Consider the following 24,238-nt stretch of genomic DNA (forward strand, 5'->3'; position numbering starts at 1 on the left):
CATTTAGAGCTGGCGAAGATCGCGGCCTCCATCGGCTCGGTCGGGGATGCTTATGATAATGCCCTCATGGAGAGCGGAAACGGACTGTACAAGACCGAGTGCATCCGCACGAACATCTTTCAAAATGGCCCCTACAGGACCATCGCCGATGTGGAGTTCGCCACCGCAGCCTGGGTCGAGTGGTACAACAACCGCCGCCTGCACTCAGCCATCGGTAACATCACACCCGTGCAGGCCGAACACGCCCACTACGCTGACCTGGCCCTCCAGGCTCAGCCACTATAGGAGCGGCGGAGAACCGGGGCCGATTCACGTGGCGGCGGCGAGCCCCCACGTGTGGAACTGGGCCAGGGTGCGCAACGGGTCCGGCCTGCCGACCAACTACATCACCGACGTGTCACTGGACTCGGAGGCGGCTCAGGCATTCCTGTTCGCCGCCGTCGGATCCTTCCTCGGCGGCGTCCTGGTTGCGGTGTTCGTGCCTCCAGCCCCCAAAGTGGCTCCCCTGGGAGTCGATCGCGTGGCGCGTCTGGTGCGTTGGGCGTCCGTCGTCCTGCTGCTGATGTGGTGCCTCGGCGCCGGCCCAAGCCTGTGGTACCGCGCGGTGTACCTCGAGAGTGACGGCATCAAGGCGTTTACCAACATCGCCAGTCTGCTGGGGCCACTGGTGGGGGTGGCGGGGCTGGCGACCGCCCGGCAAGCCCCGACTCGTCGCGACCGGTTGATGGCCTACGCACTGGCTGGGGCCTGGTTCGTCCTCACCTCGTCGCTGGGTTCCCGGGTCTCGCTGCTCTTTCCCGTCCTGGGTTTCGGACTCTTCCTGCAGTGGGCCATCCACCGGCGTTCGTGGCGTTGGGGGATCGTCGCCGCCGGTCTCACCTATCCCTTCGTCTACGTCTGCCTGGCGGACTTCGCCTTGACACTCTTGGTCCGGTCGACCCCCCACGGCCTCAGCATGTATCTGACCAACCTCAGCTCTCCGCAGGTGCCCCAGCTGGGCGATCCAGCCGCGTGGGTGGCCCCCGTGCAGTGGTTGGGCTCTTCGATCTCCGCGTCCACGGTCATCACGGAGTTCTCGGTGGCCTATACCCCCGGCGCAGACGTCCTGCTCGTGAACGCCAACCCCTTGCCCTCCGGGCTTGCCTCCGCCGTGGACCCCTTCTCTGCCGAACGGTTCTGGCCCTACGAGTGGATCCCGCTGTCGTTCGCCGGTGAGTGGTACGGCGCGCTCGGGCCCTTGGCCCAGGTCCTACTCTTCGCCAGCATCACCGGGTATGCCGGCGTGGCCACCGAGGTCTTCAGGCGTCGCGGACTGCCCATCGGGACCGCCATGGTCCTCGCACTGGTCCTGCTGTCAATGCTGATCTCGATCCAGTACCCGTCCAGGATGTTCTGGAGACTGATCAGCATGGTCGTGCTGCTGCCGTTCGGGGCGCCCGTCCTCACTGCCCTTCTTCGCAACGTTCCCACCAGGAGTGTGTATGCCTCTGTTGTCCGATGAGCGGGTCCGACGATGGCTGCTGCCGGCAGTGGTTGCGGGCGCCTGCGCCGTCCTGGGCGGGCTGCTCGGCGGCATCGCCGTCCGTGGACAACCCGCCGTCTATGCGGCGTCGGGAAGCGTCCTGCTCACCCCGGGAGAGACGTCTGTGGGCAGCGATGCCATGGCCAATTCGACCTACATGCAGACCCAGGTCCAGACGTACGCCGAGATGGTGGGGACACCGCTCGTCCTAGGACGCGTCGTGAAGGAGCTTGGCTTGTCCGAAAGCGCGAGCCAGCTCAGCGGGAGGGTCTCCGGCAAGGCCACGCTCAACACAGCCATCATCGATGTCTCCGCGCGCGCTTCCTCCGCCGAGGAGGCTATGAGAATCGCCGATGGCGCGCAGCGCTCCCTCATCGCGACGGTGGAAGCGATATCCCCGAAGTCGTCCCGGGGTGGAGGCCCACTTGTCGAGGCTCGCGTCCTGCGCGCAGCGTCGGCACCCCCCGGACCGACGTCGCCCAAGAGATCGGTGTGGGTCTTGATGGGGGCCGCCGTAGGCGCGGGAGTGGGCTGGCTCGTCGGCAGCCTCCTGAGCCGACTACGTGAGCGGGCCCGCCGTACGGCGCGGCACCACGTGATCCCCGGGGCGGACAAAACGGACGAGGCCGTGGTTGCCGTCGGGCGCCGGGGTCCTCGGGCGGGCGCCTATCGAGCGCTGGTCGCCCCGCTGCTCGGTGGGCCACGAACGGATGAGGCGCGAACCGTCGTGGTGCTTGGCGATGACCATGACCAACGCCACGGCGTGAACATCTCTCTCGTGCTTGCCGAGACCGGGCACTACGTGGTTGCCCTAATGGACAGGGTGGCTGCTGGCGACCTCGATCCGATCACGTGGCGCGAGCTGATGACGGCGCAACTGCCCTCGGGAGAGGGCGTCCGGAACGAGCCGGTATGGGTCGTCGATTGGGACGGACTGGTCGCCAACGAGGTGCTCAGCCGGCTGAAGCAGGTACGTCCGCACGAGCCAGGACGCCCCGTGATGGTGGTCGCCGTTTGCAGGTCCCTCGACGACACGCTCGGCAGCAGCTCGTGGATCGCGGAGGGGGGCGCCGTGATCGCTACCGACGAGAAAGAAGGACGGCTGGTGAGCAACCTCCTGGGGCCCGAGGACCTTGGCCGACTCGTCGTCCTTCAGGACGGCTGAGGTCCCCGGACCCCGCGTCAGCCCCGTGGGACCTCGCTCGCGGGCCAGGGAACCTCGTAGGCACGAGCAGCCTGCCGGGTACGGCCGATGTGGTTGACAACGAGACCCACCATCGGAGCTCCGGCGTCGACCAACCGTGTGACGGCATCCTCGACGTCCTTCAGCCGTGCCCGACGGGAGTCGACCACGAGGATCACTGCATCGACGTTGGGCGCCACGGACTGCGCCAGGGCCGACTCGGACGCGGCCGGAGCGTCCAGGACGAGCGTGCAGTCCGCGGAGCGGCCCGCGAGGGTGGGCCGTGCGTCCCGCAGCTCGAGGAGGTGCGCCTCGTGACCGTCGTCCAGCCGGTCGGCAAGCACCCACCCGGCGATGGTGCTAGCCCCCGAGCCGGTCCGGTCGGGAAGGACCAGCAGAACCGGGTGACCGTCGTCGCGCAGTCGGCTGGTCAGCAAGGACCTGGCCTCCATGAGCTGGCGATCGGCGTGGGACGTCCCCGGGTCAGCCACGTCCAACTCCGGCAGGTGGGGGACGGCGGTCAGGACCGGAACTCCAACGAACTCTCTGAGCTGCTGAGCCGAGTAGATGCGCGGCCGCAGCAGGGTGTTCAGCAGGAGCAGCCCGGCCGTGGTGATCAGGCCGAGCGTGGCGCCGAGGGCGATATGGGCCGCGGCGCCCAGACCATCGTCGCCCATCGGGGCGCTCGGTGCGCTGATGCGCACCAGTCGAATGGATCCGCCGGGGGAGACCGCCAGCTTCTCCACCTCCGCGACCTTTGCCGTCAACTGAGCCGCCCAGGCATCGGCGAGACGCTGGGCCTCCGCGGGATCTGTGGACGTCGCCCGCACCATGATGTCGCTGGTGCCGGTAGGAGCCGTGAAGGACATCGACCTGAGCAGATCGTCCGGGCTGCGCGGCAGCCTCAGCTGCCCGGCCACCCTGGTCGCGATCTCGTCGCTGCCGGCGAGGTCCTTGTAGGACAGAACCCTGCCTTGCAGCAAGTCCGCGCTGGGCGGTTGTGCTGTGGGGGAGGTGGCGACGAACCGCACCGAGCTCCGGACTTCTGAGGTGTAGGTCACGGAGTGCAACGCCTTGGTGAGCCAGCCTAGGGATCCTCCTATCAGGACGGCCAGGCAGAGCCACGTCAAGTGCCGACGTAGAACCTCTCGGACGAGTCCGGCAGGGAAACGCCCCTCGACGGACCGGATCTCAGGCATGATGTCTCCTTCTCGAGCCTAGGAGGGGATGCGGATCATCGTCAGGGACGTCGCGAGGTGATCGCGCCGAAACCCACCAGATGGCGACCGCTGCAACCGCAAAAAGGGAGGCAGCCTGCAGCAAGGATCCCCGGATCAATAGCAATGAGTAGAACGGAAATATGCATCCCGCGATCCCGGGCGCGGCGTGGTGCAGCAGTTGCACATGATGTTTGCGGTCCAGCGTGCGTGCCATCATTCCCACCAGGAAGAACCCGATCACAATTCCGGCGATGCCAAAATTGATATAGAATTCCGACCATAGCGGAGCGGACAGGTTAGTGAAACCATATGATTTATAGTTGGCGAGAAGGATGCCGGTGTCGAATGGCTTGTCGGGCCATACGGTGCGTGGCACCCAGAACAAGAACACCCCGGCGAGCTGGCGCCCCCCGGTAAGGCCCTCGTGAGCCACGTAGTCGACGGTATTGACGATCTGCGCGAACGCATCGAAGTCACCCGACTGTAGTGCGCTCAAGGCGTGGCCGGAGCCGCCGATGCTTGTCGATCCCCGAAAGACGTTGAGAAGCGGGAAGACCATAAGCATGCCCACGAGCGCAGACCCCGCCACCGCGCGGAATCGGCGCTGAGTGGCGTAGCCACCCACGGCCGCGAGGCCACCGAGGAAGACCGTCCCAACCATGAAGCGAGGGCTGCTCAGAGGGTTGTTGAGATAGGCGAGAGCGATTCCGGTGACCCAGGCGCCGGCCAGCCAGCGCGCTTTGGCCCGGCCTGTCGACAGACGGAAGAGCTGGATCTGACCGACCAGCGCCACCAGCAGGCCCATGCTGGCCCACCCGAAGACAAGTGCCCCCACTACCGCGTTGGGGAATGCCGTCTCCTGCACTGCGCCGAAGGCATAGCGGTTGAGAAAAAGACTCGCCGGACCCACCTTCCACACGTAGATGATGCTCATGGCGAAAGAGAACAGGCTCAGCGCCGCCGTGCGACGAGGGCTGATCGCTGGGAGGGACGACGCAGTCTCCAGCGGAACCCGCCGGCCAGCAGCACTGCCAGCCACCGCCGCCAGCATCCCGGCATAGACGATGCCCCACGCCCCGTCGACATAGTGGGAGTCGAGCCTTGGGGTGGTGCCGATCTCGTCGCCCAGTCGCTGTTGGACGAAGGGTGCGCAACCCAGGAACACATAGGTGAAGAGCCACAAGACCATCTCGTAAAGGTGGCGGGATGCTGAAGCAATGATCCATGAATAACGGGCTCCCGCCAAGATCATCACACCGACCGCGGGCCATGGGGCGGGACTCCAAAAGCCGGTCTGGGTGCCTATCGTTAGTAGCGCCGGGACGATGACGCACAGAAGCACGCCCAGCGATCCGCCAGCCAACATCGCCCGCTGCGGTCTCTGCTCCACCGGTCCCCCTTGTCGTGACGCTCGACAAGAGCCTGGCGTCGCACCCTGACTATTATGTTTTCCGCCGCGGTTGGTGGCAAATGTGCACCCAGCCACCCACTTTGGGTTCCTCGTCCGGCTAGGAGGCTAGGCCTCAGGGCGAAGAAGTAGCCGATCGCACTCAGGCGGCTACTATCTGTGACATTTCAGATTTGATGCTTGCGGCGGCCTTGAAAGTGCTCAAATGATGCGGCCCCTGCCCATAGGCTGGGTCCCGCAACGTTCGGGCCAGGCCTTGCCGGCCCTTTCTGCTGAGCCTTGAGGAGACGCCCGTGCCCGTTCGACGTCGCTTGTCGACCTTCACCGGGTTCGGGTACGACAAGGGGCGACCGTTGCCGGTCTGTGCCGCCTGGGTCCTCTTGGAGCCGCTGCTGAGGTCGGTGCTCGTCCCGAGCCGGTTCCGGGTCCGCGTGCTGCGTGCCTTCGGGGCTGAGATCGGGACCGGGGTCCTGCTCCGGCACGACGTCCGCATCCACTGGCCGTGGAAGCTGCGCATCGGCAGCGACTGCTGGGTCGGGGTGGGGGCCTGGCTCCTCAACCTCGAGCCCATCACCATCGGCGACGACGTGTGCATCTCCCAGGGCGTGCTGCTGTGCACCGGCAGCCACCAGGCCGACAACCCGGCCTTCGAGTTCGACAACGCGCCGATCCACGTCGAGGACGGCGCCTGGATCGCCACGCGAGCCACCATCCTGCGAGGCGTCACGATCGGTCGGGACGCGGTCGTGGGAGCCACCGCCCTGGTGGTCAAGGACGTCGAGCCGGGAGCCCGCGTGCTGGCCCCCCAGGCGAAGGTGCGGTCGGCGTGAGGGTGCTGCAGGTCGTCTCGCTCGTCAGCCCGCAGGGCGAGTATGGCGGACCAACCCGCGTGGCCCTCGCCCAGTGCCGGGCACTGCGCGACGCTGGCCACGACGTGGTCCTGGCGGCGGGCAGCTGGGGTTACGACCCGGTCCCGAGGGAGGTGGACGGTGTCCGGGTCCGGCTCTTCCACGCGGTCGCACCGATGCCTGGCAGCTTCTACGGGCTGGCCAGCCCAGGGCTGGTGTCCTTCGTCGCCCGAGCCGGTGCGACGGCCGACGCCGTCCACGTCCACCTCGCCCGCGACCTCGTCACGCTGCCCGCAGCGCTGGCGACGCACCTGCGGCGGCGGCCGTACGTCCTGCAGACACACGGGATGGTCATCCCCTCCCGCAACCCGCTGGCAGGCCCCCTGGACCTGACCATGACCCGTCGGGTTCTCCGCGGTGCCGGACGCGTCTACTACCTGACCGATGCCGAGCGCGAGAGCCTGCAGGAGGTCGCCACCCCGCTGCGGCTCGAGCATCTCCGCAACGGCATCGACCTGCCACCGCGGACCCCGCTACCTTCCCTGACCGGCGCGGCTCCGCGGGTGCTCTTCCTCGCCCGCGTCCAGGCGCGCAAGCGTCCCCTCGACTTCGTGGAGATGGCGGTCCGGCTCGCCCCGCGCCACCCCGGCGTGAGGTTCCGCATGGTCGGGCCGGACGAAGGTCTGGGCGAGGAGGTCAGGGCTGCCATCGCCCGCAGCGGTCTCGGGGACCGGCTCGTCTGGGACGGTCCGCTCCCGCCCGACCAGACCGCTGCCGCGATGCGTGCCGCCGACATCTACGTCCTCCCGTCCGTGGACGAGCCCTACCCGATGTCGGTGCTGGAAGCGATGTCGCTCGGGCGCCCGGTGGTGGTGACCAACTCGTGCGGGTTGGCCCCGATCATCGCGCGCCGATCCGCCGGCGCCGTCGCCCCCGAGGGCCCGGCCGGCGTGGCCCATGCGGTGGACCGGCTGCTATCCGACCCGGTGCTGCGAGAGCAGGCCGGCGCCCACGCGCGCGACGCCATCCGCGTCGAGCTCGGCATGGAGGCCGTCGTGGCTCAGCTCGAGCACACCTACCGTGACGTCACCACCCGCACCAGCTAAGGACCGCCACCCGTCATGAAGATCCTCATCGTCTGCCTGAACTATGCGCCCGAGCCGTCCGGCACGGCGCCGTACACGGCCGGTCTCGCCCAGGGCCTCGTCGACCTCGGGCACGAGGTCCGCGTCATCGCGGGCATCCCGCACTACCCGAGCTGGACCAACTACACGGGCTTCACGGGACGTCGCCGGGACGAGGTCGTCGACGGGGTGCCGGTGACCCGGCTGTGGCACACCATCCCCAGCTCCGACGGTGGCCCCGGCCTCGGACGGGCCGTCATGGAGCTGACCTTCGGCGTCCACACCGTGCTGGCGCGGTGGGGCAGGCCCGACCTGGTACTGACCGTGAGCCCGGCGCTGATCTCGTCCGGCTTCGCGCTCGTCCGCGCCCGAATGAGCCCAGGGCGCCCTCGCACCGCCATCTGGGTGCAGGACATGTACTCCACCGGGCTGGCCGAGCTGGGGAGCGCCGGCGCGGTCGCGGCTGCGGCGTTCAAGATCCTGGAGCGTGGGGTGCTGGGTCTGGCCGACGGGGTGTCGGTGATCCACGAGCGGTTCCGGCGCTACGTGGTGCAGGAGGTGGGGGTCGACGGGAGCAAGGTGGTCGTCAACCGAAACTGGGCTCACCTGCGGACCGACCCGCACGGCGTCGATGTCCGCCAGATGCGGGCCACGCTGGCAGGGGACCCCGACCGCCCGATCGCGCTGCACGCCGGCAACATGGGCGCCAAGCAGGGCCTGGAGAACGTCGTCGAGGCGGCTCGCCTGGCTCAGCAGCAGCAGTCGGACGTGATGTTCGTGCTGGTGGGCGACGGCAACCAGCGTGCCCGGCTGGAGGAGCTGGGCGCCGGCTGCGCCAACCTGACGTTTGCCCCGGCGCTGCCTGACGGCGAGTTCCGGGCCGCCCTGGAGGCCGCAGACGTGCTGCTGGTCAACGAGAAGGCCGGCGTCAAGGAGATGGCCGTGCCGAGCAAGCTGACGTCCTACTTCCGCGTGGGTCGTCCCGTCGTGGCCGCGACATCGGACGACGGTTCCTGCGCCGACGAGGTGCGGGCGGCGGACGCCGGGCCCGTCATACCGGCAGGGGACCCGGCCCTCATGCTGAGCACCGTCGAAGCGCTTGTCGCCGATCCTGACGGCTCTCGCAGGTATGTCGAGTCCGCCACCGCCTTCGCGGCGGCGAACCTCTCGGCAGCGTCGGCCATCTCTGGCTTCTCGGCGTGGCTGCAGGGTCTCGTCGAGCGTCGCCGGGCCGTCACGGCGCCGACTCTCGCCGACTCGCACTGAACTTCTTCGCACCACTACCCCTCGGAAGGCACCACGTGACCAAGCGCGCGCTCATCACTGGCATCACCGGGCAGGACGGCTCCTACCTGGCCGAGCTCCTGCTCAGCAAGGGATACGAGGTGCACGGGCTCATCCGCCGCGCCTCGACCTTCAACACCCACCGCATCGACCACCTCTACGTGGACCCCCACGACGAGGGCGCCAAGCTGTTCCTGCACTACGGCGATCTCAGCGACGGCGCCCGGCTCGTGACACTCGTCGGGGAGATCAACCCCGACGAGGTGTACAACCTGGCGGCGCAGTCCCACGTGCGCGTGTCCTTCGACGAGCCCGAGCACACGGCGGACACGACGGGGGTGGGGTCGATCCGTCTGCTGGAGGCGATCCGGGTCGCGGGTGTGCGGCCGCGCTTCTACCAGGCGTCGACCTCCGAGCTGTTCGGCGCCACGCCACCGCCGCAGGGCGAGGACACCCCGTTCTACCCGCGCTCGCCCTACGGGGTCGCCAAGCTCTACTCGTACTGGATCACCAAGAACTACCGCGAGGCGTACGACATGTTCGCCGTCAACGGGATCCTCTTCAACCACGAGTCGCCGCGCCGCGGCGAGACCTTCGTGACGCGCAAGATCACCCGCGCGGTGGCCGCGATCAAGGCCGGCCAGCAGAAGCACCTCTACATGGGCAACATCGACTCGGTCCGCGACTGGGGCTACGCCCCGGAGTACGTCGAGGGCATGTGGCGGATGCTGCAGGTGGACGGGCCGGAGGACTTCGTCCTCGCCACCGGTCAGGACTACACCGTCAAGGACTTCCTGACGATGGCCTTCGAGCACGCTGGCCTGGACTGGCAGGAGCACGTGCGCTTCGACGAGCGCTACCTGCGGCCCACCGAGGTGGACGCGCTCATCGGCGACGCCTCCAAGGCGAAGGAGAAGCTCGGGTGGGAGGCCAAGGTCCACACCCCGGAGCTCGCGCGAATCATGGTGGACGCCGACATCGAGGCCCTGGCCTGCGCCGGCACCCCCTGGATCGACACGCCGACGACCCGAGGGCCCAGCAGCCACATCCCCAAGGCGGTTGCGCGATGACGGCCGTCGACGGGGTTAACCACACCCCGGGCCCGCTGGACCGCGACGCCGTGACGTATATCGCGGGCCACCGCGGGCTCGTGGGGTCGGCGGTCTGGCGACACCTGGAGTCCTCCGGGTTCGCTCGGCTCGTGGGGCGCTCCTCCTCGAAGCTGGACCTGAAAGATCGAGACGCCACCTTCAGCTTCTTCGCCGAGACCAAGCCGCGCTACGTCGTCCTGGCTGCGGCCAAGGTGGGCGGGATCCTCGCCAACAACACCTACCCGGTGGACTTCCTCTCGGACAACGTCCGCATCCAGGTCAACGTGCTCGACGCCGCCCTGCAGCACGGGGTGGAGCGGGTGCTCTTTCTGGGGTCCTCCTGCATCTACCCGAAGTTCGCGGAGCAGCCCATCCGCGAGGACTCGTTGCTGACTGGGCACCTCGAACCCACCAACGACGCCTATGCCATCGCCAAGATCGCCGGGATCCTGCACGTCCAGGCGGTCCGCCGCCAGCACGGCCTGCCCTGGATCTCCGCCATGCCGACCAATCTCTACGGGCCGGGCGACAACTTCGACCCCGCGGGCTCGCACGTCATGCCGGCCATGATCAGGCGGTATGACGAGGCCGCGGCCGCGGGTGCTCCGGTCGTGACCAACTGGGGCTCGGGCGCGCCGCGCCGCGAGTTCCTGCACGTCGACGACATGGCCGCCGCCTGCCTGCACCTGCTGGAGCACTACGACGGTCCGGGGCAGGTCAACGTCGGCACCGGGACTGATGTCACCATCAAGGAGCTGGCGGGCGTCGTCGCCGCCGCCGTCGGTTACGAGGGGTCCATCGAGTGGGACACCTCGAAGCCCGACGGCACACCCCGCAAGCTGCTGGACGTGTCGACACTGCGGGGCTCGGGCTGGGAGCCGCAGATCAGCCTTGAGGAGGGGGTGCGCACGACGGTGGAGTGGTACCGCACGCACGCGGCTGACCGTCGCCACTGACGAGCACCAGGGCTGGCACTACGCCAGCGCCTGCATCGGGTCGCCAGTTGAGGGCGGGTCCTCGACCAGCGAGACTGACCAAGGCGGGGTGGGCACCGCGACGCGGGGACGTCGCGGGCCGACGATGGACGAACCAAGAAGGGACACTGACGATGGCGACCGTGGGGGAACCAACCTGGATCGGTCGACCAGGTCGGGCGCTAGCCGGCTGGGTGGAGATGCCGTCGAGCCGACGGGCGCGCGGGGTTGTCATCCTGGCCCCGACCATGGGCCGTGAGGGGGTCTCGTCCTATCGTTCGATGCGTGCCCTTGCGCTACGTCTCGCGGAGCGTGGTTTCGCCAGCGTCCGGTTCGACTGGCGAGGCGACGGCAACTCTGCGCCGGTGGAGGGCTCGGACCTCGTGGCGGCGTGGGTCCAAGACCTGGCCAGCGTGCACGAGGAGGCTGAACGGATCGCGGGGGCGCTTCCGGTGCACCTGGTGGCGCTGCGTCTGGGTGCCTCGATCGCGCACCGATGGGGGTGCCCTCTCTCAGGGCGAACGATCTTGTGGGAGCCGATCTCAGGGCGTGCATACCTCCGCCTGCACCAGAAGCTGCGCGTCCTCGGCACCGAGATCCCCGTGATGCCTCGCGAGTCGGGGGCAGAGCTCAGCGGGTCCTTCTTCACACCGGCCCAGGTCCGGGACCTGAACGGCCTGGCAGCGCCCAAGTCGACGACCCCCCTGCCCGATCGAGTCGGCTGCCGTGTTGAGGAGGACCGCGGCGCCGCCGAGCACCTCTACTTCGCAGCCCCTCGCTACGCACGGATCCCTTACGCGTCCATCGACGCCATCATCAATGATCTCGAGGACGCCTCTGCGGCGGCTGCGCCGCTGCCGACCTGGCAGCAGACTCCGACCACGACCCTCACGGTCAACGAGGTGTCGATCACCGAAAACTTCGTCCGAGTCGGTCCCCACGCGCTCCATGCCATCGAGACCCGCCCGATGGGTGAGACCGTGCGGGGGTGCGCCTTCACGAGCGCTGGCGGCGAGCCCCTGGACGGCCCCACCGGGCTGTGGGCTGAGGCCGCCCGCGCGGCGGCGGCCCGGGGGGCTCTCTGCCTCAGGTCGGAACGGCGCGGCCTAGGGGTCCACCTAGACCCCGCCGATCCCGTCGAGCCCAACCCGTACACCCTAGAGGGCGTGGAGGACGTAGCAGCGGTGATCCAGGACCTGCGGGCGCGCACCGATAGGCCCGTCGTCGCCGTTGGCCTGTGCGTGGGAGCCTGGCTGTTCATGCGCGCCTGTGCGACGGCGGCTCCCGATCGGATCCTGGCCCTCGACAACATCGTCTGGCAGCCCGATCCGCGATTCGTGGCGCACTTCTTCAAGGAGCCACTGTTGCGGCGATTCCTGACCGAGAGTCCTGGGTCGGTTGATGACTCGGACGAGGAGTTTCGTGCTCCCGGCGCCCGGACGCGGGTTAAAGAGGTGTTGAAGCGGGTCCGGGAGATCTCTCGCCGCCGTCCGCTGCCGCTGCGTCGGGTGATGGCGCGCCGCGGATTGGCCGAGTACCCCTACGAGCTCCTGTCGGTGGCGCCCTCGACGACCCGGATCGACCTGCAATTCGGCGCCGCAGCGGCGCGACACTTCGTCGATGTTCATGGCCCGGAGTCGCTGGCTCGACTGCGTGCGCAGGGGAGACGGATCGACGTGGCGCAGTGGGACGACCTGGACCACGCTCTCCTTGCCGAGACCGCGCGTCGCCGATCCTTGGAGTCCGTCGTACGCGCGGTCGCGGGACCGTGAGCAGCCGTTTGCGCATCGGGTGTCTGGCATCACTGGGTGTCGCTCTGGCCATGGTCTGCGTCCTGGTCGTGGTCATCCTGTTCCCGCGCCATGACCCTGTGGGTCGCTCGGACGCCATCGTCGTGCTCGGTCCGTCTGTCGACGAGCGGGTCACGCAGGCTGAGCTGCTCATGCGGAAAGGTGCCGCCGGCACGATGGTGGTCTCGGCCCATCCCGCTGACCTTGGACGCGTCCCCGACGTGTGCGCCCATGAGAAGCCATACTCGGTCGTGTGCTTCGATCCTGTCCCCTCAACGACCCAGGGCGAGGCCAGGGCGGTGGCGAAACTGGCGCGGGAGCGCGGTTGGACCTCGCTCCAGGTCATCACGTTTGATCCCCAGGTCGAGCGAGCGAGGCTGATCCTCGGGCGGTGCTTCCCTGGGCGCATCTCCATGCTGGACCACACCGAGGGGTACGACCTGCCCGTCATGCTCGTGCACCAGAGCGGCGGATGGGCCAAGGCCCTGATCTCTCCGGGATGCTGAGCCCAACCATCAACCGCGCTTGCCTTGGCGCACCTGAGAATCGGGGACACCGGGTTAGCCTGAGCCCGTGATCTTTGCCGTCGTCATGCTCGTCCTGGGCGTCCTCGCCTACGGCATCTCGGGGGCTCGGTTGCACAAGGGCTCGCAGGCCGAGGGCGGGGCCCTCCGGTCGGGGAGCTGGTGGGTGGGGACTCTGCTGCAGGGGGCCGGGTTCCTGTTCACCCTCTTTGCGCGTCGCTTCCTCCCCTTGCTCATCGTGCAGGCCTGCGTGACGTCGGCGCTGGCGGTGACCGCCGTCATCCAGCACGTGCAGGGTGTGCGCCGGCTCCGCGCGTCGGACGCGGTGGCGGTCCTGGCTGTCGTCGCGGGCATCGCCGCGCTGGGGATGGGGACCATCACGGGTCCCCCACCTCCCATCGAGTCGCGAGACGTCGTCGTCCTGCTGGGGTGCGCCGCGGCATGTGCGCTGGGGCTCCTGCTCCCCGAGGGGCCGGTGGTCAACGGGCTGCTGGCAGGTTTCGGCTTCTCCTTCTCCGCGATCTGCGCGCGCCTGTTGATCGGGGACCACGCACACCCCCTCTGGAGGTTCTGGGAGCTGCCCGTGATCAACTGGGTTGCCGGCGTCCTGATCGGGGCGGGGATGGTGCTCGGCCAGGTCCACCTGACCAAGGGGCTGGCCCGCGGACATGCCGCACCCGTGCTGGGCTGCAACTACGGCATGGCCACCGTCTTTCCTGCAGCCTTCGGGATCGGGTTGCTGGGGGAGCACACCCGGCCCGGCGCCCTGCCGCAGGTGGTCGTCGGACTGGTACTCGCCCTCGCGGGGGCCTTCTGGCTGCTGCGGACCGAGGACGAGGCGGGCGCCCTCGACGGTGGCGACGCTCACGCCTGACAGCTGCATCAGAAGTGGCGGGCGACGAACCTCAACTGGTCGAGGGCCATACGACCCCAGTAGTCGCTGTCGTGACCCCCTGGGCTGACGTGGAACTCAGGGGCAGGTCGCGCCGTGGGGATGAAGTCCCGGTTGGTCTGGAGGAAGGGGTCCTGATCGCCGATGTCGATGCGGACGGGAAGCCCCTCGAGGCGTGGCCACAGGGAACGGATGTTGTGCTCCTCGAAGTCCGCCTGCGAGTCGTACGCTCCGCGGCTCTCTGCGAAGGACGGGATGAAGGGCGTGCTTGCGGCCACCACGGACGAGACGCGCTGCGTGCCCAGCGTGGCCCCTAGATAGATCGCGCCGACGCCGCCCATGGAGTAGCCGTAGACGGCTGGCCGGGACAGATCCAGGCCCAGGCCCCTGAGGACGGCAGCGAACTCATCCGTGACCAGGGCAGCGCTGTCGGTCCCGTCTTCCCGCGGATGCCACCAGGTGTCCCCGCCCTTGATCCCCGCACAGGCGAAACCGGGGAGGCCCTCGGACTGAAGCGCCCTGGAGGTCTCCGGCCAGCGGAGGGCCCACGGTGTGCTCTGGTCACCGCCGGTGCCGTGCAAGGTCAGGAGGACGGGAATCCGGTCGCCAGGATGGTGGTCTGGGGGGTAGAGCACCAACCATGGCGCTTGGGCACCCTTGAGGTGTCTGGACCTGATGCTTCCATCGACATACTCGACGCCCAGCTGCGAGCGTCGTGAGGGCGACGGCGCCATCGTTCCCTTGGCCGGAGAAGTAGAGCTGCTCGTCGCGGACCCCGCCTCGTCGGCCGGGTTGCGCGAGCAGGCGCCCAGAGCGCCGGCCAGCGACAGGCCTCCCGCGAGCCGGAGCAGACTGCGTCGGTCCATGGTGCCCAGCCTAGGCATCAAACCAGACGGCGGGAGATGAACCGCATCTGCTCCAGCGCCACCCGGCCCCAGAAGTCCCAGTCGTGCCCGCCTGGGGAGACGTGGAACTCCGGCTGCGGGTCGGCCAGGGGTCGGAGCGCGAGGTTCTCCTGGAGGAAGGAGTCCTGGTCGCCGATGTCTACGCGGATCGGCAGCCCCCGCAGGCTCGCCCAGTGCCGACGGATGTCGTGGACCGCGAAGTCGGCGGGGGAGTCGTAGGACCCGCTGAACCGGTCCCACGTCGCGGGGAACGGGGTGCTGGCGATGGTGAGGCTCGACAACCGGTTGGGGCCGAGGCGGGAGGCCAGCCAGACGGCGCCCATGCCACCCATCGACAATCCGTAGAGCGCCGGCCGGGTCAGGTCCAGGCCGAGGTCGGCGAGGATCGGGGCCAGCTCGTGGACGACCATCGCCGCGCTGTCCGTCCCGTCGGCCCGGTCGTGCCACCAGGTGTCGCCGCCGTCGACGCCCACGCAGGCGAACGGCCGCAGGCCCTCGGCCCGCAGGGTCTCCGCGTGCTCCAGGAAGCGCAGTCCCTCGGGCGTCGTGTGGTTTCCGCCCTTGCCGTGGAGCGTGATCATGACCGGCAGTCGGTCACCTGGGGTGAAGCCGGGCGGGTAGAGCACCTCCCAGACGGTCTCCTGACCGCCGCGGTAGCGCGAGGCGAACGATCCGGTGGCGGCCTTGGGGCCGGAGACGTCGGCGTGCGCCGGCGCGGTGACGGAGGAGGTGAGGGCGACGGTGCCGAGACCGAGACCGAGGCCGAGGCGCAGGGCGTCGCGCCGGGTGAGGGGGGAGGGCATGACTCAATGAAACGCGACGAAGGTGGCCAATGGGATGAATCGCGTCAGCGGCGGCGCTGGCAGCGGCCGCACCAGTAGAGGGTGCGGCCGGCCACCTTGGCGGTGCGGATGCGGCTGCCGCAGGTCGGGCAGGGCTCACCCTCGCGCTTGTAGGTCGCGAACTCCCGCGGGAAGGTCGTGCCCAGCGAGCGGCCGGTGATCACCGGGGGTTCCTCGCCCGCGGCCAGCCGCCGCTCGGCCTCCTCCACCTGCGGCTCGAGGGTGAGGATCTGCCCGTACGCCACACCCAGCGGCAGCAGGCGCACGAGGTCCGCCCAGATGGTGTCCCAGGAGCTCTGGCGCAGCTCGCGGCCGGGGCGGTTCGGGTCGATGCGGTGGCGCCACAGCACCTCGCAGCGATAGACGTTGCCCAACCCGGCCACGACCGCCTGGTCCATCAGCAGCTCCGCGATCGTCTTGCGGCTGCGGGAGATTCGCGCCCAGGCCTCGCCCGGATCGGCGTCGGCCCGGAGCGGATCGGGGCCGAGCCGGTCGATGACGGTGTGCGCCTCCTCCGGCGTGATCAGCGCACACACCATCGGCCCGCGCAGGTCGGCCACGTGGGTGTCGGACGCGAGCCGCAGCCTCACCTCTCCCTGCACGGGGACGTCCTCGGGCCGTATGCCGTCCACCAACGGCGTCACGGCGAAGTTGCCGATGAGGCCGAGGTGCACGTGCAGCCAACGGTCACCGTCGACCTCCACCAGCAGGTGCTTGCCGGCGGCCTGCGCACCGATCAGCACCTCGCCGTCCAGCTGCGCGGCCGAGTCGGCGAACCTCCCCTGCGGGCTGCTCCCCCTGACGGGCTTTCCGGCATACGCCCGGTTGAGCCGCCCGGCCAGGGCGTGGATGGTGTGACCCTCCGGCACCTCAGCTGGCCTTCTTGGTGGTCCGCTTGGCCGTGGACTTCTTGGCGGCGGCCTTCTTCGTGGTGGAGCTCGCGGACTTCTTGGCGGGGGCCTTGCGCGCGGTCGCCTTCTTGGCCGCGGGCTGGTCGTCCTCGGCGTCGTCGTCCTCGGTGTCGGCGCCGTCGTCCGACCCCGAGCCCTCCTGCCCCGCACCGGAGTCCGCGGAGGTGTCCTCGCCCCGCGCCGCCTTGGCCCGGTCGACCGAGCGCTGCAGCGCCGCGAGCAGGTCGACCACGTCGCCGCCCTCGTCGTCGTCCTTGGCCTTGGGTGCGGCCTTGACGTCACCACCGGCGAGCTTGCGCTCCACCAGGGCCTGCACGGCCTGCTGGTAGTCGTCCTCGTAGTCGTTGGGCTCGAAGTCGTCGACCATCGACTCGATGAGCAGGTCCGCCATCTTGACCTCCCGCTCGTTGGGCTCCGGGATGTCGTCGAGCACGTCGAAGGACGGCTTGCGCACCTCGTCCGGCCACAGCATCGTCTGCAGCACGATCACGTCGTCCTTGACCCGCAGCACCGCCATGGACAGGCGTGTGCGGACGGCGACGGTGACCACCGCCATACGATCCGTGGAGCGCAGGGCCTCGCGCAGCAGGGCATAGGGCTTGACCGCGCTCTTGTCGGGCTCGAGGTAGTAGGACTTGTCCAGCAGCAGGGGGTCGATCTGGTCGGCGGGCACGAACTTCTCGACCGAGATCTCCTTGGTGCTCTTGGAGTCCAGCGACGCGAGGTCCTCGTCGGTGATCATCACCATCTTGCCGTCGGGCGACTCGTAGCCCTTGGCGATCTCGGCGAACGGCACCTCCTCGCCGTCGGCCGCGGCGACCTTCTTGTACTTGATCCGCGAGCCGTCGCTCTTGCGGACCTGGTGGAACTGCAGGTCGTGGTTCTCGGTCGCGGTGAAGAGCCGCACCGGCACGGTGACGAGGCCGAACGAGACCGCGCCCTTCCAGATTGCTCGCATGACCTGCTCCTTCGTCGCTGGTTAGCCCGCGATGGCACATACCCATCAGTCAGGATGAGGTATGCGTCCGATGCTCGCCACCCCCACCACCCAGGTGCCGCAGGGCGACGGGTGGGTGCACGAGGTCAAGTGGGACGGCATGCGGATCCTCGCCGACCGCTCACCCACGGGCCTGCGGCTGCGCGCCCGGTCCGGCGCCGACGCGACCGTGCGGTTCCCCGAGCTCGCCGGGCTGACCCGCGCCGGGGAGGACCTGCTGCTGGACGGCGAGGTCATCGCGCTGCAGGGCGGGGTGCCGTCGTTCGCCGCGCTGAGTGAGCGCATCCACGTCTCGGACGCGCGGGTGGCCCAGGCGCTGGCGGAGGTGCGGCCCGTGACCTACATGGTCTTCGACCTGCTGCGGTTCGGCGGGCAGGTGCTGATCGACCAGCCGTGGTCCGTGCGGCGCTCGCTGCTCGAGCGGCTCGACCTGGAGTCCTTCGGGGCGGGAGGGTCGGCCTGGAAGGTGCCCGAGGTGTATGACGACGGCCGGCTGCTGCACGACGTGACCCGCCACCAGGGCCTCGAGGGGGTGGTGTCGAAGCGGCGGGCCTCGGCATACCAGCCTGGCGCCCGCAGCCCCGACTGGCTCAAGCTGCCGCACCGCGCCACCCTGTCCGTCGTGGTCGGCGGATGGCGTCCCGAGACGTCCGGGCGCGACCGCGTCGGCGCGCTGCTCGTCGGGACGCCGGTGGGCGACGGCTCCGGCCTGCTGGAGCTGGACGGGCGCGTGGGCGCGGGGCTCGCCGGTCGTGCGGGGGAGGCGTTGCGGCCGTTGCTCGACGAGCGTGGCTGCGGTGGTGCGCCGTTCGTGGGGGAGGTGCCGCGTGAGGATGCGACCGGTGCGCGCTGGGTCGAGCCGACGCTCGTCGTGGACGTGCAGTCCCTCGGGCGGGCGGGCAACGGCAGGCTGCGGCAGCCGGCCTACCTCGGTGTGCGCACCGACCTGACCCCTGCGGACCTTCTCCCCTCCGCCGACTGGTCAGGTGCAGACGGGGACGTCGGCCGTGCCTGACCACGTGAGCGTCGAGATCGACGGCCGCACCCTGCGGCTCAGCTCCCTCGACAAGGTGCTGTATCCCGAGACCGGGACCACCAAGGGCGAGGTGCTGCAGTACTACGCGCAGGTGGCGCCGGTCCTGCTCGAGCAGCTGCGCGATCGCGCCGTGACTCGCATCAGGTGGCCGTCGGGGACGGGTGGGCCGTCGTTCTTCGAGAAGAACGTGCCCCGCGGCACCCCCGCGTGGATCCGCACCGTGACCCTGCCGGCGCCGGGCTCGACGCGCGACCGCGAGACCATCACCTATCCCGTCATCGACTCCGTCGCCGGACTGACCTGGCTCGGCAACCTCGCCGCGCTGGAGCTGCACGTGCACCAGTGGCGGGTGTCGCCGTCGGGGGAGGCGCTGCACCCGGACCGGCTCGTCGTCGATCTCGACCCCGGGCCCGGCGCCGGGCTCGCGGAGTGCTCGCAGGTGGCGCTGTGGGCGCGAGACATCTTGTGCGACATGGGGATCGGCGATCTGTGGCCCGTCACCTCCGGATCCAAGGGCCTCCAGCTGTATGCCGAGCTCGACGGCACCCACCCCGTCTCCGTGGTCCGCGAGGTGGCTCAGGGGCTGGCCGTCGCGCTCGAGGCGGGCCACCCCACGTTGGTCGTGTCGTCGATGGTCAAGGCCAAGCGCGGGGGCAAGGTGCTCGTCGACTGGAGCCAGAACACCGCTTCCAAGACGACGATCTGCCCCTGGTCGCTGCGCGGGAAGTTCGGTCGCCCAACGGTGGCCGCGCCCCGTGAGTGGTCGGAGCTGGAGGACGCCGCTGCTGGGCGGGTGACCCTGCAGCAGCTTGGGCTGCACGAGGCGCTGGCCCGCCTCCCCTGACCGCCCCCCGCCGACTGGTCAGTTCCGTACGGGTACCTTCCGTCGACTGGTCAGTTTCGTACGGGTAGGTTCCGTCGACTGGTCAGTTTCGTGCGGGTAGGTTCCGTCGACTGGTCAGTTCCAAGCTCGGGGCCGGCTCACCGCGCCGGCCCATGGCCCGGCGAAGGCCCCAGATGACTGGCCCCATGGCATTCCTGTCGTCCTTGGTCGAGACGAAGACCTGGACGCCGGTCGCCTCGATGCGTTCGATGCGTCGCCGGTCTCGCTCAAGCTGCTCCTCCGAGGCGTAGTGCCATTGCCCGTTGTACTCATATCCGACTTTGAACTCTTCCCAATAGAGGTCGAGGAAGGCGACGAAGGCCCCGTCCGCGTCGTAGATGGGTGCGTTGAGAGACGGCTCGGGGAAGCCGGCATCGGCGAGGATCAGTCGTGCTCGCGTCTCCTCCGGGGAGTTTGACCCCTCGCGCACTTCCTCCAGCGCCGCGCGCGCCCGGCGGACTCCTCGCTCCCCCGGCTGGAGGGCGCCACGCAGGAGGGCCTTGGTGCGGCCGGACCGCCACCGGACCACGGAGTCGCCCAAGACGACGAGTTGGAGGGGGCCGAGCTTGTTGGCGAGCTGGGCAAAGACGTGCTCCGGCGCCACCACGGGCACGGTGAGGTTCTGCAGCCGAACGCATGGGGGCGTCCGGGCACGATGATCGGCGACGGTGGGCAGCCGGGTGGGGTGAGCGGCCGACGTGCGCAGGACATGGAGGGGCTCTCGTCGATCGGGGTCCCACGAGGTGGGTCCCCACAGGTCGTTCAGTCGCATCGCGGTCCAGTGACTGAAGCAGACGCCCTCGGGCAGGATGACACTGAGCATCTGGGCATCCTCGAGCACCGTCGTTGGCATATGGGTCGAATAGACGCTCCGATGGGGTCGGGCAAGGGAGCGGAGGTCTCGCTCACTCAGGCCAGCGGCCAGCCCCTGTGATCGAGTGAACGCAGGTAGGCAGGCCAGGCTTGGCGGGAGTGCATGTGGATCCATACTCAGATCTTGTCGTTTGCTCTGATTTGCTCAAGCTCGCAATTGGTTCCTGTGGATAACCGCGGGTCACTATCCACAGGCGCCACCGTGTCGGGAAGTGACCGGTGGGCGGGGGTGGGGTGTCGGGAAGTGACCGGTGGGGGGGGTGGGGTGTGGGGAAGTGACCGGTGGGCGGGGGTGGGGTGTCGGGAAGTGACCGGTGGGCGGGGGCGGGGTGTGGGGGAGGTCATGTTGCCCGGTGAGGTCAGCATCGCCTAAGTTAGGGAGGCCTCACTCACGTCGACCAGGAATCGTAGGCTGCCATGCTCGCCAACTACCTCATCGGGCTGCGTGAGGGACTGGAGGCGTCGCTGGTCGTCGTCATCCTCGTCGCCTACCTCGTGAAGTCGGGACGCCAGCACCTGCTCGGGCGCATCTGGGCGGGAGTCGCGGCGGCGATCGCCATCTCCCTCGCCTTCGGCGCGCTGCTCACCTTCGGCCCCAAGGGCCTGACCTTCGAGGCGCAGGAGGCCATCGGCGGCGGGCTGTCCATCGTGGCGGTGGGGTTCGTGACCTGGATGATCTTTTGGATGGCGCGGCACAGCCGTGCCCTGTCCGGCGAGCTCAAGGGGGCGGTCGACCGGGCCGTCGAGGGCGCCCGCGGAGGCCTCGTGCTGGTCGCCATGCTGGCCGTCGGCCGCGAGGGTCTCGAGACCGCGCTCTTCCTCTGGGCGGCCACGCAGGCCGCGGCCCGCGACAATGCCTCCACCACCGCCCCCATCGTCGGCGCCCTGCTGGGCCTGCTGACCGCCGTCGCGCTCGGCGTCGCCGTCTACAAGGGCGCGCTCAGGCTCGACCTCGGCGCGTTCTTCCGCTGGACCGGCGCCTTCCTCGTGCTCATCGCCGGCGGTGTGCTGGCGTATGCCGTCCACGACCTGCAGGAGGCCCGCATCCTCCCCGGCCTCAACACCCTCGCGTTCGACGTGTCCGCCACGATCGAGCCCAGCTCGTGGATCGCCACGCTGCTCAAGGGCATCTTCAACTTCTCTCCCGCGATGACGGTCCTCGAGGTCGTCGCGTGGGTGCTCTACGTCGTCCCCGTCATGGCGCTCTTCGCCTGGCGGGTCCGTCGCCCCAAGCCCCCGGCCTCGCGTGACAGCGCAGCGGCCGGCATACGTCAAGGAGCTCATGCATGACCCGCCTCGCCGCCACCGGCGCGACCCTCGCGATCGCCGCGCTCGCGCTGACCGCCTGCACCGACAACTCCGCCACCACCTCCTCCGGGGGCGGGACGCAGGCCGGCGCGGGCAAGGGCACCCTGACGGTCACCTCCACCGACACCGAGTGCCAGGTCTCCGCGGCCGAGGCGCCCTCGGGCACCGTGAAGTTCACGGTCACCAACTCCGGCTCCAAGGTCACCGAGTTCTACCTCCTGGCCGAGGACGGCCTGCGCATCGTCGCCGAGGTCGAGAACATCGGGCCGGGCCTCACCCGCGACCTCGTGCTCAAGGCCGCGCCGGGCACGTACAAGACGGCCTGCAAGCCGGGCATGGTCGGCGACGGCATCCGCCACGACTTCACCGTCACCGACTCGGGCGCGGACCTGTCCGCCCAGGGCGCCGACAAGGAGCTCGTCGCGACCGCCAACACGCAGTACGCGTCCTACGTCAAGGACCAGACCGAGCAGCTCCTCACCGGCACCAAGGCGTTCGCCGCCGCCTACAAGGCCGGTGACACGGCCAAGGCCAAGGAGCTCTACGCCCCCACCCGCGTCCACTGGGAGCGGATCGAGCCGGTGGCCGAGTCCTTCGGCGACCTCGACCCGATGATGGACGCGCGCGAGGCCGACCTCGAGCCGGGCCAGAAGTGGACCGGCTGGCACGTCGCCGAGAAGGACCTCTGGCCGCCGAAGACCGGCTACACGGCCCAGACCGCCGTCCAGCGTGCGGCGATCGCGGACCAGCTGGTCAAGGACACCGAGACGCTCTACCAGCGCACCCGGTCCATGCAGTTCACCGCTGACCAGATCGGCAACGGCGCCAAGGGCCTGCTCGACGAGGTCGCGACCGGCAAGGTCACCGGCGAGGAGGAGATCTGGAGCCACACCGACCTGTGGGACTTCCAGGCCAACGTCGACGGGGCCCGCGTCGCGTGGGAGGGCCTGCGCCCGATCCTCAAGAAGAAGGACGCCGCGCTGGACTCCCAGCTGCAGCTGAAGTTCTCGGCCCTGCAGAAGCTCCTCGACCAGCACAAGGTCGGCAAGGGCTTCAAGACCTACGACCAGCTCTCCAAGGAGGAGGTGAAGGCGCTGTCGGACGCGGTCAACGCGCTCTCCGAGCCGCTGTCCAAGCTGACTGCCGCCGTCATCTGATGCCCGAGTCCCTGTCTCGTCGTGGACTTCTCGGCTGGGGAGCCGCCTCGGCCGCGGTCGGTGCGGTCGGCTTCGCCGGCGGTATGGCGACCGCCAACGCCTCCGAGGGTGACGGCGGGCGCGCGGGTGGGGGCACGACCGGGGACGCGAGAGCCGTTGCGTCCGACAGCTATCCGTTCTACGGCACCCACCAGGCGGGGATCGTCACGCCCGCCCAGGACCGGCTGCACTTCGCGGCGTTCGACGTCACGACGACCTCCCGCGAGGACCTCGTCGCCCTGCTGACCGCCTGGACCGCGGCGGCCGCCGAGATGACGGCGGGTCGGCCGGTGGGTGGGGACCCGACGTCATACAGTGCGCCCCCCAACGACTCCGGCGAGGCGGACGGTCTGTCGGCCTCGAGGCTGACGCTGACCTTCGGCTTCGGGCCGACCCTGTTCCGGGACGCCGCCGGCAAGGATCGGTTCGGGCTCGCGGCGCGGCAACCCGCTGCGCTGCAACGCCTTCCGCACTTCCCCGCGGACGCGCTCGACCCCGCGCGCAGCGACGGTGACCTGTGCGTGCAGGCCTGCGCCGACGACCCGCAGGTGGCCGTGCACGCCATCCGCAACCTCGCGCGCATCGGGTTCGGCGTCCTGTCGCTGCGCTGGTCGCAGCTGGGCTACGGCCGCACCTCGTCGACGTCGACGGCGCAGGCGACCCCGCGAAACCTGTTCGGCTTCAAGGACGGCACGGCCAACCTCAAGGCCGAGGACCCGTCCGCGCTCGACGCCCACCTGTGGGTCGGCGCCAAGGACGACGCCAAGGCGCCGTGGATGGCCGGTGGCTCCTACCTCGTCGCCCGCCGCATCGCGATGAACCTCGAGACGTGGGACCGCTCCTCGTTGCGCGAGCAGGAGGCGATCATCGGCCGCGACCGCCGCGAGGGCGCGCCCCTGTCCGGCGGGAAGGAGTTCACCGCACCGGACTTCACCATCAAGGGGCGGGAGGGCCAGCCGCTGGTCGCCGCGAACTCCCATGTCGCGATGGCGCATCCGACGCGCAACGGTGGCGTGCAGATGCTGCGCCGCGGCTACAACTACACCGACGGCTCCGACGACCTCGGGCGCATGGACGCCGGGCTGTTCTTCATCGCCTACGTCCGCAACCCCGCCAAGCAGTACATCCCGATGCAGACCCGCATGGCCAAGCAGGACGCCCTCCAGGAGTACCTCCAGCACCGCGGGTCGGCGTTGTTCGCCATACCGCCTGGTGCCAAGCAGGGCGAGCACATCGGCCAGGCCCTCTTCGCCTAGACCCGTCACGAAGTGACCCGTCGGGGCGGACGGTGCGCCGAGGTCGCAGCTCTCCCGACGCAAAGTGACCCGTCGGGTCGGGTGGGGCCCCGAGGGCGCAGCTCTCCCGACACGAAGTGACCCGTCGGGTCGGGCCCCGAGGCAGCGGGGCTCCTGACAGGAAGTGACCCG

General features: G+C 69.4%; 23 protein-coding genes. 16 read left to right on the plus strand and 7 right to left on the minus strand.

Annotation, left to right across the window (positions count from 1 at the left end; translation table 11 throughout):
• The 3 genes from K313_RS0117060 to K313_RS0117070 all read left to right on the plus strand — a co-directional run.
• A partial coding sequence (locus K313_RS0117060) for an integrase core domain-containing protein (RefSeq protein ID WP_029212646.1) occupies positions 1–285 on the plus strand: 285 nt, incomplete at its 5' end.
• Positions 286–313: 28 nt separating this feature from the next.
• Positions 314–1,501, plus strand: a complete 1,188-nt coding sequence (locus K313_RS0117065) for a hypothetical protein (RefSeq protein WP_029212647.1) — start codon at positions 314–316, stop codon at positions 1,499–1,501.
• Positions 1,482–2,687, plus strand: a complete 1,206-nt coding sequence (locus K313_RS0117070; RefSeq protein ID WP_084412979.1) for a YveK family protein — start codon at positions 1,482–1,484, stop codon at positions 2,685–2,687. The genes K313_RS0117065 and K313_RS0117070 overlap by 20 nt, the downstream gene beginning before the upstream one ends.
• 17 nt (positions 2,688–2,704) lie before the next feature.
• Here the strand turns inward: K313_RS0117070 and K313_RS0117075 are convergent, their stop codons facing one another.
• The gene (locus K313_RS0117075; protein WP_156911446.1) at positions 2,705–3,766 is read right to left on the minus strand and encodes a hypothetical protein; all 1,062 of its coding nucleotides are present in this window, start codon (positions 3,764–3,766) and stop codon (positions 2,705–2,707) included.
• Positions 3,767–3,896: 130 nt separating this feature from the next.
• A complete protein-coding gene (locus tag K313_RS0117080) occupies positions 3,897–5,315 on the minus strand; it encodes a hypothetical protein (RefSeq protein ID WP_029212650.1) in 1,419 nt (472 codons plus the stop codon).
• Between the two features lie 311 nt (positions 5,316–5,626).
• Here K313_RS0117080 and K313_RS0117085 point away from each other — a divergent pair, with 311 nt between their 5' ends.
• From K313_RS0117085 to K313_RS0117120, 8 genes are all read left to right on the plus strand, one after another.
• On the plus strand, positions 5,627–6,163 hold the full coding sequence (locus K313_RS0117085; protein WP_034253968.1) for a DapH/DapD/GlmU-related protein: 537 nt from the start codon (positions 5,627–5,629) through the stop codon (positions 6,161–6,163).
• The gene (locus K313_RS0117090) at positions 6,160–7,287 is read left to right on the plus strand and encodes a glycosyltransferase (RefSeq protein WP_029212652.1); all 1,128 of its coding nucleotides are present in this window, start codon (positions 6,160–6,162) and stop codon (positions 7,285–7,287) included. The genes K313_RS0117085 and K313_RS0117090 overlap by 4 nt, the downstream gene beginning before the upstream one ends.
• Positions 7,288–7,302: 15 nt before the next feature.
• Entirely contained in the window at positions 7,303–8,571 is a 1,269-nt protein-coding gene (locus K313_RS0117095) for a glycosyltransferase (protein ID WP_029212653.1), read from the plus strand.
• A 35-nt stretch (positions 8,572–8,606) separates the two neighbouring features.
• Positions 8,607–9,659, plus strand: coding sequence for a GDP-mannose 4,6-dehydratase (gene gmd, locus K313_RS0117100; RefSeq protein ID WP_029212654.1), 1,053 nt, complete (start codon positions 8,607–8,609; stop codon positions 9,657–9,659).
• The gene (locus tag K313_RS0117105) at positions 9,656–10,636 is read left to right on the plus strand and encodes a GDP-L-fucose synthase family protein (RefSeq protein WP_029212655.1); all 981 of its coding nucleotides are present in this window, start codon (positions 9,656–9,658) and stop codon (positions 10,634–10,636) included. The genes gmd and K313_RS0117105 overlap by 4 nt, the downstream gene beginning before the upstream one ends.
• Positions 10,637–10,902: 266 nt before the next feature.
• Positions 10,903–12,426: a serine aminopeptidase domain-containing protein gene (locus K313_RS0117110; RefSeq protein ID WP_276203045.1), complete on the plus strand. Its 1,524-nt coding sequence runs from the start codon at positions 10,903–10,905 to the stop codon at positions 12,424–12,426.
• Positions 12,427–12,476: 50 nt separating this feature from the next.
• A complete protein-coding gene (locus K313_RS0117115) occupies positions 12,477–12,950 on the plus strand; it encodes a YdcF family protein (protein WP_169516862.1) in 474 nt (157 codons plus the stop codon).
• A 67-nt stretch (positions 12,951–13,017) separates the two neighbouring features.
• Complete coding sequence (locus K313_RS0117120) at positions 13,018–13,842, plus strand: hypothetical protein (protein WP_029212658.1); 825 nt, start codon at positions 13,018–13,020, stop codon at positions 13,840–13,842.
• 8 nt (positions 13,843–13,850) lie between these two features.
• On the opposite strand, the gene K313_RS21555 is transcribed toward K313_RS0117120, so the two are convergent.
• From K313_RS21555 to ku, 4 genes are read right to left on the minus strand one after another with little or no spacing between them, the layout of a single operon-like run.
• Complete coding sequence (locus tag K313_RS21555; protein ID WP_169516863.1) at positions 13,851–14,726, minus strand: alpha/beta hydrolase-fold protein; 876 nt, start codon at positions 14,724–14,726, stop codon at positions 13,851–13,853.
• 17 nt (positions 14,727–14,743) lie between these two features.
• Entirely contained in the window at positions 14,744–15,568 is an 825-nt protein-coding gene (locus K313_RS0117130) for an alpha/beta hydrolase (RefSeq protein WP_029212660.1), read from the minus strand.
• A 44-nt stretch (positions 15,569–15,612) separates the two neighbouring features.
• Complete coding sequence (locus K313_RS0117135) at positions 15,613–16,476, minus strand: Fpg/Nei family DNA glycosylase (RefSeq protein WP_029212661.1); 864 nt, start codon at positions 16,474–16,476, stop codon at positions 15,613–15,615.
• 1 nt (position 16,477) lies between these two features.
• Complete coding sequence (ku, locus tag K313_RS0117140) at positions 16,478–17,476, minus strand: non-homologous end joining protein Ku (RefSeq protein WP_029212662.1); 999 nt, start codon at positions 17,474–17,476, stop codon at positions 16,478–16,480.
• Between the two features lie 61 nt (positions 17,477–17,537).
• Here ku and K313_RS0117145 point away from each other — a divergent pair, with 61 nt between their 5' ends.
• Positions 17,538–18,530 (plus strand): ATP-dependent DNA ligase, encoded by a 993-nt coding sequence (locus K313_RS0117145; RefSeq protein ID WP_029212663.1) that lies wholly within the window; start codon positions 17,538–17,540, stop codon positions 18,528–18,530.
• Entirely contained in the window at positions 18,523–19,395 is an 873-nt protein-coding gene (ligD, locus tag K313_RS0117150; RefSeq protein WP_029212664.1) for a non-homologous end-joining DNA ligase, read from the plus strand. Before K313_RS0117145 ends, ligD begins: the two co-directional genes overlap by 8 nt.
• An 82-nt stretch (positions 19,396–19,477) precedes the next feature.
• Here the strand turns inward: ligD and K313_RS22665 are convergent, their stop codons facing one another.
• Entirely contained in the window at positions 19,478–20,257 is a 780-nt protein-coding gene (locus tag K313_RS22665; RefSeq protein ID WP_156911449.1) for a hypothetical protein, read from the minus strand.
• A gap of 467 nt (positions 20,258–20,724) precedes the next feature.
• On the opposite strand from K313_RS22665, the gene efeU reads away from it, so the two are divergent.
• The 3 genes from efeU to efeB are packed head-to-tail and all read left to right on the plus strand — an operon-like array spanning position 20,725 to position 24,067.
• The gene (gene efeU, locus K313_RS0117160; RefSeq protein ID WP_029212666.1) at positions 20,725–21,597 is read left to right on the plus strand and encodes an iron uptake transporter permease EfeU; all 873 of its coding nucleotides are present in this window, start codon (positions 20,725–20,727) and stop codon (positions 21,595–21,597) included.
• Entirely contained in the window at positions 21,594–22,772 is a 1,179-nt protein-coding gene (efeO, locus tag K313_RS0117165; protein ID WP_029212667.1) for an iron uptake system protein EfeO, read from the plus strand. The genes efeU and efeO overlap by 4 nt, the downstream gene beginning before the upstream one ends.
• On the plus strand, positions 22,772–24,067 hold the full coding sequence (efeB, locus tag K313_RS0117170) for an iron uptake transporter deferrochelatase/peroxidase subunit (protein ID WP_029212668.1): 1,296 nt from the start codon (positions 22,772–22,774) through the stop codon (positions 24,065–24,067). The genes efeO and efeB overlap by 1 nt, the downstream gene beginning before the upstream one ends.
• Positions 24,068–24,238: the final 171 nt, after the last annotated feature.

The sequence above is a fragment of the Arsenicicoccus bolidensis DSM 15745 genome (genome assembly GCF_000426385.1).
Lineage (GTDB): Bacteria > Actinomycetota > Actinomycetes > Actinomycetales > Dermatophilaceae > Arsenicicoccus > Arsenicicoccus bolidensis.